The sequence below is a fragment of the Trueperaceae bacterium genome (assembly GCA_023954415.1).
GTDB lineage: Bacteria > Deinococcota > Deinococci > Deinococcales > Trueperaceae > JAAYYF01.
The window spans coordinates 39,458-51,744 of record JAMLIB010000004.1; the positions used below are offsets into that span (position 1 = coordinate 39,458).

At 70.5% G+C, this 12,287-nt stretch carries 12 protein-coding genes; 3 read left to right on the top strand and 9 right to left on the bottom strand.

Annotation, left to right across the window (positions count from 1 at the left end; translation table 11 throughout):
* Window position 1: 1 nt before the first annotated feature.
* The 7 genes from M9914_05810 to M9914_05840 all read right to left on the bottom strand — a co-directional run bounded on the left by M9914_05810 (window position 2) and on the right by M9914_05840 (window position 6,142).
* Window positions 2–553, bottom strand: a complete 552-nt coding sequence (locus tag M9914_05810; GenBank protein ID MCO5173692.1) for a TlpA family protein disulfide reductase — start codon at window positions 551–553, stop codon at window positions 2–4.
* A complete protein-coding gene (locus tag M9914_05815; GenBank protein MCO5173693.1) occupies window positions 550–2,553 on the bottom strand; it encodes a heme lyase CcmF/NrfE family subunit in 2,004 nt (667 codons plus the stop codon). The genes M9914_05810 and M9914_05815 overlap by 4 nt, the downstream gene beginning before the upstream one ends.
* 13 nt (window positions 2,554–2,566) lie before the next feature.
* Complete coding sequence (gene ccmE / locus M9914_05820; GenBank protein MCO5173694.1) at window positions 2,567–2,995, bottom strand: cytochrome c maturation protein CcmE; 429 nt, start codon at window positions 2,993–2,995, stop codon at window positions 2,567–2,569.
* A gap of 117 nt (window positions 2,996–3,112) precedes the next feature.
* A complete protein-coding gene (locus M9914_05825) occupies window positions 3,113–3,847 on the bottom strand; it encodes a cytochrome c biogenesis protein (GenBank protein MCO5173695.1) in 735 nt (244 codons plus the stop codon).
* A gap of 128 nt (window positions 3,848–3,975) precedes the next feature.
* Window positions 3,976–4,659 carry a heme exporter protein CcmB gene (locus M9914_05830; protein ID MCO5173696.1) on the bottom strand — a complete coding sequence of 228 codons (684 nt, stop codon included), beginning with the start codon at window positions 4,657–4,659 and terminating at the stop codon, window positions 3,976–3,978.
* Window positions 4,656–5,441, bottom strand: coding sequence for an ATP-binding cassette domain-containing protein (locus tag M9914_05835; protein ID MCO5173697.1), 786 nt, complete (start codon window positions 5,439–5,441; stop codon window positions 4,656–4,658). The genes M9914_05830 and M9914_05835 overlap by 4 nt, the downstream gene beginning before the upstream one ends.
* Window positions 5,438–6,142 (bottom strand): cytochrome c biogenesis protein CcdA, encoded by a 705-nt coding sequence (locus M9914_05840; GenBank protein ID MCO5173698.1) that lies wholly within the window; start codon window positions 6,140–6,142, stop codon window positions 5,438–5,440. Before M9914_05840 ends, M9914_05835 begins: the two co-directional genes overlap by 4 nt.
* Before the next feature lie 292 nt (window positions 6,143–6,434).
* Between M9914_05840 and M9914_05845 the strand changes: the two genes are divergently transcribed.
* From M9914_05845 to M9914_05855, 3 genes are read left to right on the top strand one after another with little or no spacing between them, the layout of a single operon-like run.
* On the top strand, window positions 6,435–7,475 hold the full coding sequence (locus tag M9914_05845; protein ID MCO5173699.1) for an NrtA/SsuA/CpmA family ABC transporter substrate-binding protein: 1,041 nt from the start codon (window positions 6,435–6,437) through the stop codon (window positions 7,473–7,475).
* Window positions 7,476–7,514: 39 nt separating this feature from the next.
* On the top strand, window positions 7,515–8,297 hold the full coding sequence (locus tag M9914_05850; GenBank protein MCO5173700.1) for an ABC transporter ATP-binding protein: 783 nt from the start codon (window positions 7,515–7,517) through the stop codon (window positions 8,295–8,297).
* Window positions 8,294–9,346 carry an ABC transporter permease gene (locus M9914_05855; GenBank protein MCO5173701.1) on the top strand — a complete coding sequence of 351 codons (1,053 nt, stop codon included), beginning with the start codon at window positions 8,294–8,296 and terminating at the stop codon, window positions 9,344–9,346. Before M9914_05850 ends, M9914_05855 begins: the two co-directional genes overlap by 4 nt.
* A gap of 98 nt (window positions 9,347–9,444) precedes the next feature.
* Here the strand turns inward: M9914_05855 and M9914_05860 are convergent, their stop codons facing one another.
* Both M9914_05860 and M9914_05865 read right to left on the bottom strand, forming a co-directional pair.
* A complete protein-coding gene (locus tag M9914_05860; GenBank protein MCO5173702.1) occupies window positions 9,445–10,557 on the bottom strand; it encodes a flippase-like domain-containing protein in 1,113 nt (370 codons plus the stop codon).
* A 13-nt stretch (window positions 10,558–10,570) separates the two neighbouring features.
* On the bottom strand, window positions 10,571–12,265 hold the full coding sequence (locus M9914_05865) for a diguanylate cyclase (protein ID MCO5173703.1): 1,695 nt from the start codon (window positions 12,263–12,265) through the stop codon (window positions 10,571–10,573).
* Window positions 12,266–12,287: the final 22 nt, after the last annotated feature.

Consider the following 12,287-nt stretch of genomic DNA (forward strand, 5'->3'; position numbering starts at 1 on the left):
CTCACCTGAGCAGCGCTCCGAGCTGCTGGTCGAGCACGGCGGCCGTCACGGGCCCGATGTGCTTGGCCACGACCTTGCCGCTCGCGTCGATGAAGAACGTCTCCGGTACGCCGTACAGCGCCCAATCGACACCCACGAGGCTGTCGTTGTCGAGCACGTTGGGGAAGCCGAGGTTGAAGCGGGCTATGAACGTGCGCCCCTCGTCGCGCTTGTCGCGGTCTTGCGTCTGGATGCCGACGAACTGCACGCCCTGCGGCCCGTAGGTCTGCCACGCCTGTTGCAGTACCGGCGCCTCGTCGTAACAGGGCAGGCACCACGACGCCCAGAAGTTGATGACGAGCGGGCGGCCGACGTGCTCCTGCAGCGAGAAGGTCTCGCCGTAGTCCGGCCAGTACCGCTCGTAGAGGGGCAGTGTGAAGCTTGGCGCCGGCTTGCCGATGAGGTTGGACGTGATGTTGCGGTCGTCAGGGTTGCCCCGCAGGAGCCCGAAGGCGAAGAGCGCGCCGATGGCCGCGACGACGAGGGCGATCAGGGCGATGCGGCGAAGCTTCATGCCGGCGCGCCCTCGCGCTTCTCGCCGGCGACGGCCCGGGCCGGCACCGTCCTGCGGCCGCCGCCGAGCGAGTAGGCGGTGCCGAGCAGGAGGATGGCGCCGCCCACCCAGATCCAGGTGACGAGCGGGCTCTTGACGACGCGCAGCACGACGAACGTCGTGTCGGGGCCGACGCTGCTGTTCAGGTTCAGGTAGAGGTCGTGCGTCGCGGTGTAGTAGACGGCGGGGGTGGGGACCGTGCGGCCCGCCTCCCCGAAGAGGTTGAGGCGCGGGCGCAGGGTGGTGACGGGCCTGCCGCCGCGCGTCACCTCGATGACGGCGCCGGCGCTGATACGAGCTGGCGTGCGCTCCATGAAGCGGTCGACGGCCGTCAGCGTGTAGCCGGAGAACTCGGCGCTGCTGCCGAAATCGAGCCGGATCTGCTCGTCGACCCGGTAGCCGGAGCTGAAGGCGACGCCGACCGCGACGATCACGACGGCGAAGTGCACGATCATGCTCCCGACACGCCGTCGGCTCTCGACCGCGTACGAGCGGAGCACCTGCAAGGCGCCGCGGTTGGCGAGGCGGAGGCGCGGCGCGAGGGCACCGGACAGGAGCAGGTAGAGGCTCATGAGGTTGTAGCCGGCCAGCGCGACGGTCAGCGCCGGGTAGACCTTGTGCACCCCGAGCAGCCACGCGAGCGCGCCGGAGACGACGAGGGCGGCCGTGAGCAGCGCGAGGTTGCGCGCGAGGCGCTGCTGTTCGGCGCGGCGCCACGGCAGGAGGGGGCCGATGCCCATGAGTAGGAGCACGAGCATCCAGAGGGGCAGGGTCGTCTGGTCGAAGAACGGGGCGCCCACCGTGACCTTGTCGCCCGTGAGGGCCTCGACGATCAGAGGGAAGAGGGTGCCGAGCAGCACGGCGGCCGTCAGGGTGACGAAGAGGATGTTGACGCCGAGGAAGCTGCCCTCGCGGCTCACGACGGAGTCCAGGTCGGCGCGGTCCCTGACGTCGTCCCAGCGCAGGGCGAGCAACCCGAACGCGGTCAGCGTCACGAGCAGGAAGAAGACGAGGAACGCCGGCCCGACGGGCCCGTTGCCGAACGCGTGGACGGAGGAGACCACGCCGGAGCGGGTCAGGAACGTGCCGAGGATCGAGAGCGAGAACGTGGCGACGATGAGCAGCACGTTCCACGGCTTGAGCATGCGCCGCCGCTCCTGCACCTGCACGCTATGGATGAACGCGGTCGCGGTCAGCCACGGCATGAAGCTCACGTTCTCGACGGGGTCCCACGCCCAGTAGCCGCCCCAGCCGAGCACCTCGTAGCTCCACCAGCCGCCGGCCACGATGGCGCCGGAGAGGAACCCCCAGCCCGTCAAGGTCCAGCGGCGCGTCTGGGCCATCCACTCGGTGCCGGGCCGGCGCGTGATGAGCGCGGCCATGGCGTAAGCGAACGGCACGGTGAGCCCGACGAAGCCCAGGTACATGAGCAGCGGGTGCACGGCCATCATCCAGTGGTTCTGGAGCAGCTCGTTGGGGCCGGGGCCGTCGAGCGGCGGGAACGCCACGACCTTGAACGGGTTGGCGATGAACGCGAGCACGCCGAGGAAGAAGACCTGGACGGCCTGCATGATCGAGATGGCGTACGGACGCAGCGGGCTCAACGGGGCCGTGACGGCGAGCAGCGCCGTGTAGCCCGTGAGGAGCCAGGCCCAGAGGAGGATCGAGCCCTCCAGGGCGGCCCACATAGTCACGACCTTCACCCACGTGGGAGAGGCGATGCGCGAGTGCCCGGCCACGTAGGCGACGCTGAAGTCGTTCGTGAGGAGCGCGGCTTGCATCACGACGACCGCGGCCGTGGCGAGGATGAAGCCCGCGACTGCGGCGAGCCGGGCGGACGTCTGGAGGCGGGCGTCGCGCCGCATGGCGCCGACGATGCCGGCCACCGCGCCGTAGACGGCCAAGCCGAACGCCAGGAAGACGCTGGCGCTGCCCAGGGGACCGAGCTGCAGGTCGAACATCAACGCGCCCCCGTCAGCGTAGGGACTCCTTGAGCGCCTCTACGTCTATCGGCTCGCCGTCGGCGGGCGGATGGTAGTCGCTGCTGTGCTTCACGAGCAGGTTGTCGCCCACGAAGACGCCGTCGTGGAAGCGCCCCTCGATGACCACCCCGCCGTTCTCCTGGAACAGGTCGGGGGGCGCGCCGTCGTACTGGACCGTGTAGTCCTTGAGGTGATCCGTGATCTGGAACGTGAGATGGAGGTTCGCATCGTCGAACCGGACGCTGCCGGCCTGCACCAGCCCGCCGAGGCGGACGCGCTTGCCCTCGAAGGCGGCGGTGTCGCGGGCGTACTCGCTCGGCAGGATGAAGTAGACGAGCGAGGACTGCAGGGCCTTCGAGATGAGGAAACCGGCCACCGCGAGGACCGCGACGCCCAGGAGGGCATAGACGATCTTCTTCATCCGCTCTTGCTCTTGGCCCTGGCCTGGCGCTCACGCCAGCCCAGGTACACGAGGTAGCCGCCGTAGGCGACGAGGACTTCCAACCAGGCGATGGCGACCCACGTCCAGTGGCTGAGGTTACCGGACACTGACTACCTCCCGCGCTACGCCCTTGACCGAGTCGAAGGTCTTGTCGTCGGCCAGCGCGAGCCGGCCGATGCGTATGCGTTCAGAGATGAAGTAGACGAAGACCATGGCGCCGCCGAGGACGTTGATGAGGAGCACCCTGACCATCGCCGGGTCCATGGTCACGCCGCTGCCGTCCAGGTTGATGCTCTTGGCGGGATGCAGCGTCCTGAACCACTCCGCCGCGAGGTAGTTGAAGGGCAGGCTGACGAGCACGACGAGCATGATGACCGCGCTCACGCGGGCGCGCCGCTGCGGGTCCTCGATGAGGGCGCGGACGATGAAGTAGCCGACCACGAGGGCGACCATCAGGGCGGTGAGCGTCAGCTTGGCGTCCCACGTCCAGTACGTGTTGAGGGTCGGCTTACTGTACGTCATGCCGCCTACGACCGTGAGGACGGAGTACAGGAGGGCGGCCTCGGCCGTGCCTTGCGCGCGCACGTCGTCGACGGCGCGGCCGCGCCACAGGTAGAGCATGCCCCAGAACGCCGAGACGGCGACGGCGGCGAAGCCGATCCAGGCGACGGGGACATGCGCGTACATCACCCTGATGAGGTCGCCCTGGTTGACGTCGGGGGGGCTCACGATGAGGGCGGCGTAGAGGCCGACGCCGACCACCGCGAGCGTGACCAGGCCGAAGACGGTCAACCAGCGCGGTCTTCTCGTTCTGCCGGAGGTGTCAGTCATTCGCTGTGCTCCTTCGAGGCATCACCTTCGCCTCAATCCTCGAGTAGTTTACGACCGGCGGGTCGGGCGGCGCGTTTCACGGTGCGCCGACGCCGGGTCGTTCGGCGCGACGGGAGGCGCATGCGACCTCAATCATCCACGACGAAGTGGAAGATGCTGGCGCATACGACCAGGTAGACGAGGTCGAAGCCGCCGAGCAGCTGCACCCAGGAGAGGGCGAGGGGCACGTCGGCGCTGCCCATGAGCGCGGCCTCGGTCGCCCTGACCGCACCGAGCATGATGGGCACGATCACCGGGAACATGAGCACGGGGAGGAGCGCCTCGCGCGCCTGCAGGTTCGCCGTGAGCCCGGCGTAGAACGTGGCGATGATGGCCAGCCCGAGCGTGCCGAGGAGCAGCACGAGTCCGAGCAGCCACCAGGCGCTCGCCGGCGCGACGGCCCCGTAGAGGCCAAGGGCGATGGGCAGCATGAGCACGCCGAGCACGAAGAGGTAGAGCCAGCTCGCGGCGAGCTTGCCGAGGTAGACGGCCGCCCGGGACGCCGGCAGGAGGAGGAGCTGCTCGAAGGCCCCCTCCTCGAGGTCCGCCTGGAAGCTCTGGGCGGCGGCGATGACGCCGGCGAACGCCAGGGCCACCCACAGGACGCCGGGCGCCGCGCTACGCATGAGCTCCGGATCGCGCCCGAGCCCGAAGGCCATCATCACGAGGGTTATCGCCGAGAAGAACAGGGTGGCCACCGTGGTGGCGCGCGAGCGGAGCTCCTGGCGGAAGTCCTTGCGCGCGACGGTCAGGGCCGCGATCAGGTCGTTCATGCCCCGAACATCCGCAACGTCCCGCCCTTGAGCTCGATGACGGCGTCGGGGCCGAGGTGGTCGCGGTCGGACTCGTGCGAGGCCATGAACACGGTGCGGCCCCTGGCCTTCGCGGCAGCGACGCACTCGTCCATGAGGCGCTTGCCGAGGTCGTCGAGCGCGGCGTACGGCTCGTCGAGGAGCCACAGGTCGGGGTCGAGGAGGAGCAGGCGCGCGAGGCCGAGGCGCTTCTTCATGCCGCTCGAGTAGGTCCTCACGAGCTTGTCGGCCGCCTGCTCGAGGCCGACCCGCCCGAGCGCCGCGAGGTGCGTCGCCTCGGCGCGCGCCTTCCCGACCTCGGTTGGTTCCGCCTGCCCGGCCTCTGCGCGCGCGGAGCGACCGCGGCTGCCGCTCAGCTCGCGCAGGTCGTGACGCCCGGCCTCTGCGCGCGCGGAGCGCCCTGGCCGCCGCGGGGTGAGGGCGATGGCCAGCTCGAGGTTCTCGCGCCCGGTGAGCAGCGGGAAGCTGCCACCCATGACGGTCAGGAGCCCAAGCCGCGCCCTGGCCGCTGCGGCTTCGCGGGTCAGGTCGTGGCCGAAGACGAGCGCCTGGCCGCCGGCCGGTCTCAGGCGCGTGGCCAGCAGCCGGAGGAGTGTGGTCTTGCCCGTGCCGTTCGAGCCCCGCAGCACGACGAGCTTGCCGGGAGCGACCTCGAGGTCGATGCCCCGCAGGACGTACTCGCCGCCCATGCGCCGCGTGACTCCCTTGAGCTCGATAGCGAGTCCGTCCGCGCCGCCGCTCATAGCTTGTCGAGGAGCCAGGCGGGCGTGATGTTGATGAGATAGCCGTTCAGGACCGTGTACAGGCCCGTCACCATCAGGATGCCGGCCACGAGGAGGAGCGCGCCCGCCACCCGCTCGACCCACGGCAGGAAGCGGCGGAAGCGCCGCGAGAAGCGCATGAACGGGTCGAGGAGGAGCGCGGCGGCCAGGAAGGGCACGGCGAGGCCGAGCGCGTATACGGCGAGCAGCCCGACGCCGGCGGTCAACGTGCCCGCGGCGCCCGCCATCGTGAGGATGGCGCCGAGGATCGGACCGATGCAAGGCGTCCAGCCCGCCGCGAACGCCATGCCGAGGAGCACGGCGCCCAACGGCGTGCGCGTCTCGCCCGAGTACTGCATGCGCGTGTCGCGGTAGAGCCAGGGCAGCTTGATGACCCCGAGCATCACGAGCCCGAAGAGGATCACGAGGACGCCGCCCCCGAGGGTGAGGGCCCGCTGGTTGGTGCGCAGGAGCGAGCCGAGCGCGCTGGCGCCGGCGCCTAACGCGATGAACACGAGCGAGAAGCCCAGCACGAAGGCCAGGGCGTTGCGGATGAGGACCGCCCGCTTGGCCTCGGCGCTGCCGCCCACGTACGCCAGGTAGGACGGCACGAGGGGCAGCACGCAAGGCGAGAGGAACGAGAGCACGCCCGCCGCGAACGCGACGCCGATGCCCGGCGTCATGGCGCTCCGGCGGCCGCGCGGCGCAGGGCGCGCCGGCGGGCGCCTACCGGCCCCCGGGCGCGCCGCGGCTCGTGCGCCGGTCCGCGCCGGGGGTGGGCGGGTCTCGTGGAAAAGGTGGGGTCCATGGCGGCCCAAGCATGATACGAGACCCTCCGTCATCGGGGCGAGGACATTACTACCTCGCGGGGCTTCCCCAGCGGGTTCCCTCGCCGCCGGCGCGCGAGGGGTAACATGACGCCCTGACATTCTCACGGACCCGTCGCGCTGCGGCCGTCCGACCCGTGGAGGCTTCATGTTCGCTCGCACGAGAAAGTTGTTCGCCGCGCTGCTGGTAGGCGCCCTGCTCCTCGGCGCCGCCGGCGCCCAAGACACGCACGGCATCGCGCCGCTCGACCCGGTCCAGAAGGTCCGCGTGGCGTACGTGCCGATCCTCAAGTTCGCCACGCTCTACGTCGCCGCCGACCGCGGGCTGTTCGCCCAGTACGGCCTCGACGTGGACCTCGAGTCCGTGGCTTCCGGCACCGAGGCCATCGCATTCCTCGAGCAGGGGCAGATCGACGTCGGCGGCATCGCCATCGTCACGTCGCTCTGGAACGGCTGGAACCAGGGGATCGACATCCGCGTCTTCGCCCCCGGCGGCCTCGAGCCGTTCGTCGACAGCCCGACCAAGGTGCTGGTGCGCAAGGACCTCTACGACTCCGGCGCCGTCACGGACGCCGGCGCCCTCAAGGGGCGCACGGTCGCGTTCGCCGGCGGCCCCGGCAGCGGCGGCGAGTACCTGACGGCCAAGGCGCTCGAGGCCCACGGCCTCACCATCCGCGACGTCGAGATCGTGTCGCTCGGCAACGCCGACATCCCGGCCGCGTTCGAGAACGGCTCCATCGACGCCGCCCTCCTCGGCTCCCCGTACGCCGATCAGGTGGAGGAGGCCCAGACGGCCGTCGCCATCGCGACCGACCTCGTCCCAGGGCTCATGACGGTCGCCTTCGTCGGCTCGGGCAAGTTCCTCAACGAGCGCCCCGACGCCGCCGAGCGCTTCGCGCTCGCGCTCCTCGACGCCGCGCGCCTGATGCAAGGAGACGACTACTACTCGCCCGAGAACATCGCCGCCTACCTCCACTACGTGAACTCGACGGAGGACGCGATCGTCAACGGCACCCCCGTGCTCTACGACCCGAACCTGACCATCCCGGTCGAGGGCCTCGCCGACGTCGAGCGCGTGCACCGCGAGAACGGTCGTACCGACTACGAGACGCCCATCGACCTGAACGTCGTCATCTCGACGGTGTTCGCCGAGCGCGCCCTGGCCGCCGCCGGCACCTACCAGCCCTAGGTCCGGCCCGCTCCTGAACGCACGCCGAGGCCGGCAGGCATGACGCAGAAGATCGTCGCGCTCCAAGCGACGAAGAGGTACCCCTCGAAGGCGGGCATGGTCACCGCCCTCGAGGGGTTCGACCTCACGGTCGGCGAGGGCGAGTTCGTCTGCCTCGTCGGACCGTCGGGCTGCGGGAAGTCGACGTTCCTGCGCATCCTCGCCGGCCTGGACGACCTCACGGGCGGCGAGGCGCGCATCGTGCCGGGCGACGACCCGCGCCGGCCCCTAAACAACGTCGTCTTCCAGGAGTACGCGGTCTTCCCATGGAAGACGGTCCGCGACAACGTGGCGTTCGGCCTCCAGATGCGCGGGATCGGCAAGGCCGAGCGGTACGCCGTGGCGGAACGGTGGCTCACGAAGGTGGGCCTGAAGCGCTTCGCCGACTACTACCCGTCGCAGATCTCCGGCGGCATGAAGCAGCGCGTCTCGATAGCGCGCGCGCTGGCCAACGACCCGGAAGTCCTCCTGATGGACGAGCCGCTCGGCGCGCTCGACGCGCAGACGCGCGCCGTGCTGCAAGAGGAGCTCCTGCGCATCTGGGAGGAGACGCACAAGACGGTGCTGTACGTCACGCACTCCATCGAGGAGGCCGTGCTGCTCGGCGACAGGGTCGTGCTCATGACGGCCCACCCTGGCACGAAGAAGTCCGAGTTCGTCGTCGACCTCCCGCGGCCACGCGACCTCGCCACCACTTCGACGCCCGAGTTCGCTGCGCTCACGGGCGCCATCTGGGAGGACCTCAGGGACGAGGTCAGGCGCGCCATGGAGGCCCAGGCGTGAGCGCCGGGTCGCCGGTCGCCGGTAGAACAGGCGCGCGCGGCGCGGGTGCCTGGCTCACGCCCCTCGTGGTCCTCGCGGTCCTACTGGCCGCCGCCGGGCTCCTGGGCCTGTGGCGGTCGTGGTGGTGGGCGATCCTCGGGGCCGGCTTCGTGCTGGTCGTACTGGCCGCGGAAGGGGCCTCGCGCCGCCTGCCGTTCCGCTTGCAGACGCCCTTCGAGCGGGCGCTGGCCTGGCTCTTCCCCCTCCTCGTCCTGGCCGCCTGGGAGTGGCTGAGCACGAGCGGGGTGCTGAACCCGCGCTGGTTCCCACCACCGAGCCGCATCGTCGGGGCCCTCTGGGACCTGACGGTCAACTACGACCGCTTCTCGGGCACCTCGCTCATCGGTCGCCCGTGGGTCATCCCCTCGCGCCTCGCCGAGCAGGGCTGGCCGGGCGTCGCGGCCCTCTTCGACGAGAGCCACGTGTGGGCCACGCTCTCGCGCGTCATCATCGGTTTCGTGCTTGGGGCCGTCCCCGCGCTCCTCGTCGGGATGGTCATGGGCCTCAACCGCACCGTGCGCACCATGCTCGACTCGACGATGTCAGCCATCTACGTCCTGCCGAAGATCGCGATCTTCCCGATCCTCATGCTCGTGTTCCCAGACCCGTTCGGCGAGGGGCCGAAGGTGACGGTCGTCGCCATCTCGGCGTTCTTCCTCGTCGCCCTCTCGACCATGGCCGGGGTGCAGGGCATCGACAAGGTCCTGCTGCAGGCCGGCAGCAACTTCGGCGCCAACCGCTGGCAGATGCTCAGGCACGTCATCCTGCCAGGCGCCCTACCCATCGTCTTCAACGGCCTCAGGCTCGCGCTCGGCACGGCGCTCATCGTCATCGTGGCCGTGGAGTTCGTGCGCGCCAAGACGGGGGTCGGCTACCTCGTCTACTACCACTGGCAGGTTCTCGGCACGCCCAAGATGTACGCGGCGCTGGTGGTCGTCATGGTGCTCGGGGTGGGCCTCACGGCGCTCCTGCAGCTCGTCGAGCGCCTGGTCATGCCGTGGCGCCGGTGAGGCCAGCGGCATGACCGCCGTGCCTCGGCGCCGCTAAGCGCAGCTGCCGTGCCGCGGCCCGGCAGGCCGACGGTATGCCCGCCGGCCCCGCTCAGGCGCTAGCCGGTCGGCGCGTCCGCGCCCGCGCCCGACCTCGCGCCTCGGCGCCAAGCCGCTCCGCTCAACACCGGACCTACGAGCATGCGCAAGTAGAACGTGAAGATGCGCCACGCGAGGATGGCGGCCGCCACGGGCGCGCGCGCCTTCGAGGCGTCGTCGACGGCGGCCACGATCACGGCCCCACCGGCCGGACCGCCAAGGTCCTCCGCGCGCTCCGGCTCCTGCTCCGCCACCGGCGCGGCGGTGGCGGTCGTGCTCCGGGTGCTCAGCCGCATGAGGCTGGCCGTGCCGAACTCGAGGAGCCCGACTCCGCCCGGGGTGGGGAAGAACGAGGACGCGACGGACGGCACCTGGGCGCTCGCCATGGTCGGGAGCAGCGGTGCCGCCGGCCGCATGGAGGCGACCATCACGTAGAACGTGAAGTAGGTGGTGAAGTACACGAGGAACGTCGCGGAGTGAAGCGCGCCCTGGAGCCGCAGCGGCGCGCGCTGCAGGCCGGTGCTCGCGCTCTCGACCCGCTCGAGGAAATCGGTCGCCTTGTCGCGCCACCGCCGCAGGCCGGGTAGCTGCATGGCGCTGGCGGCGAGGCCCGTCACCCAGCGCAGTCGGAAGATCAGCACCGCCACGACGAGCAGCGCGCAGACGAACGTGCCGATGGCCACCAGCTCGGGCCGGGCGTTGCCGAGTAGGCGCGTCGAGCGCCCGAGGACGAGGACGCTCACGGGGAAGGACCAGCCGAGGAACACGAGGTCGAGCGCCCAGACGCGGACGTTGATCGTCCACGCCGTCGCGGCCGGTATACCGCCCGCGACGAGGGAGAACGCCACGGCCGGCGCCTGGCCGGCCGAGCTTGGCGTGATGGCCGCGCTCGTCAGGCCGAGGGCGTACGCTCGCAGCGCCGGCACGAAGCCGAGGTCGGCGCCGGCGTGGCGCGCCAGCCACCGTAACCGCAGTGCCCCGGACAGGTAGTTGAGGCACGCAAGCCCAAGGCCGCAGAGGTATGCCCAGTAGGGCACGCTCAGGGCCGTGCGGATGTTCTCCCCCAATGCCCAGAAGGTGATGCCGACGCTGCCGAGGCCTATGACGACGGCGATGACGACGGCTCTGAACACGCGACCTCGGTGCCTAGGCGCCGACGCGGTTCTTGCCGAGACGCTTGGCTTCGTAGAGGTTCGTGTCTGCTCGCATCAGCACGGTCGACTGGTCGTCGAGCTCCTCGGAGGTCGCCACGCCCACGCTCACCGTCACGTAGAGGCGGTGGGCCTCCAGTGCCTTGCGCGGCACGACGTCGAGCACCTTGTTGGCTACCTCGACCGCCCCGTGCAAGTCCGTCTCCGGCAAGAGGATCACGAACTCCTCGCCCCCCAGCCGCGCGACGAGGTCGACCTCGCGCGTGCACTCGACGAGCGCTTGCGCGGCCGTGCGGAGGACGGCGTCGCCGACGACGTGGGTGTAGGTGTCGTTGAGGCGCTTGAAGTCGTCCAGGTCGACCATCAACAGGCTGAACGGGTGTCCGCCGCGGCGGAAGCGCAGGAGCTCGACCGACAGGGCGTCCTCGAACGCCCTGCGGTTGGGGACGCCGGTCAGGGAGTCGGTGCGCGAGAGGCGCTCGAGGTGGGCGGCCTGGGCCTCCAACTGCTCGTGCAGCTGGCGCAGGTCCGTGTAGGCGTGCGCCAACTCGACGTTGCGCAGCCGGTCGATCTCGCGGTCCTTGCGCATGCGCTCCACGTCGAACTGGACCTGCAGAAGTTGGGTCCTGCGGTCGGAGAGCCGCATGAGCGTCTGCTGGTTGAGCTCGAAGAAGCTCTCGAAGTGCGTCAGGGCCTCTTGCCACCGCCCGAGGCGCTTGAGGGCGTCGGCCATGGCCTTATGCGCGGCCGCCGCGTCCACCGGCGCGCCGCTCGCCGTGCTCCGCTCGAGGGCGTGCGCGAGTGGGACGAGCGCCAGCTCCGGCTGCCCGTGGGCGATGTACACGCGGCCGAGGCCGACGAGTGCCTGGCAGTCCGCCTGTTCCACCGACTCGCCCCTCAAGCTGATGCATTTCTCGAACGATCGGCGCGCCTCGTCCAGCTCCCCTTCCATGAGGCTCAGGTCGCCGAGGCCGAGCAGGGCGAAGCGCTTGCCGTAGTCGTCGGAACGCTCGAAGCACTCCTCGAGGGCGCGCCTGGCCGCCGCGCTGTCGTCGAGCTGCTGATGGGCGAGGCCGACGATACGCAGGGCGGTGGAGGTGTCGCGCACCGTGTGCCGCGAGACGGACGCCGCCTCGAGCCCGCGCTGCGCGTACTCGAGCGCCAGCTGCGGCTGGCCGAGGTCGAGGTAGACGCGCGCGATGCCGTTGAGCGGCCCCGCGACCGCGTGGGGCGCGGACCGTTCCAGGATGTCGAGAGCGGCGGAGTGGTGGGCGAGCGCGTGTTGATAGAGCCCCACGGCGTGGTGGCACCAGCCGAGGCCGACGGAGGCGAACGCCTCGCCGCTCTCGTCGCCGATGTGGCGCCTGAGGTGGGCCTCGAGCTGCGCCACCTGGAGGGACGCGAGGTAGTCGCTCCGCCGGAACAGGCTGATGGCCAGCGTCGTCGTCGCGTTCGCCAGGCTGGCCGCCGTCGCCGGATCCAGCTCCGCGACGCAGGCGTCCCACTCGCGCGGGTCCGCCGTCGGGTCGAGGCCGACGTGCGCCAAAGCCTCGCGGCCGTGGCGGATCGCCTCGTCGTAGTTGAACTCGTGGTTGGCCGCCGCCGCCGCTGCCGATAGTTCGCGCAAACGGGCTTCGGGTGGGAGCACGCTTTGCGTCATGACCGTGTGCCCGTCCTCCGCCTCTCCCATATTTCTTCCTATTATGCCCGAC

Excerpts from the sequence above, each read along its gene's own strand:
- M9914_05810 (MCO5173692.1), bottom strand. The coding sequence starts at position 553 with ATGAAGCTTCGCCGCATCGCCCTGATCGCCCTCGTCGTCGCGGCCATC.
- M9914_05815 (MCO5173693.1), bottom strand. The coding sequence starts at position 2,553 with ATGTTCGACCTGCAGCTCGGTCCCCTGGGCAGCGCCAGCGTCTTCCTG.
- ccmE (MCO5173694.1), bottom strand. The coding sequence starts at position 2,995 with ATGAAGAAGATCGTCTATGCCCTCCTGGGCGTCGCGGTCCTCGCGGTG.
- M9914_05825 (MCO5173695.1), bottom strand. The coding sequence starts at position 3,847 with ATGACTGACACCTCCGGCAGAACGAGAAGACCGCGCTGGTTGACCGTC.
- M9914_05830 (MCO5173696.1), bottom strand. The coding sequence starts at position 4,659 with ATGAACGACCTGATCGCGGCCCTGACCGTCGCGCGCAAGGACTTCCGC.
- M9914_05835 (MCO5173697.1), bottom strand. The coding sequence starts at position 5,441 with ATGAGCGGCGGCGCGGACGGACTCGCTATCGAGCTCAAGGGAGTCACG.
- M9914_05840 (MCO5173698.1), bottom strand. The coding sequence starts at position 6,142 with ATGACGCCGGGCATCGGCGTCGCGTTCGCGGCGGGCGTGCTCTCGTTC.
- M9914_05845 (MCO5173699.1), top strand. The coding sequence starts at position 6,435 with ATGTTCGCTCGCACGAGAAAGTTGTTCGCCGCGCTGCTGGTAGGCGCC.
- M9914_05850 (MCO5173700.1), top strand. The coding sequence starts at position 7,515 with ATGACGCAGAAGATCGTCGCGCTCCAAGCGACGAAGAGGTACCCCTCG.
- M9914_05865 (MCO5173703.1), bottom strand. The coding sequence starts at position 12,265 with ATGGGAGAGGCGGAGGACGGGCACACGGTCATGACGCAAAGCGTGCTC.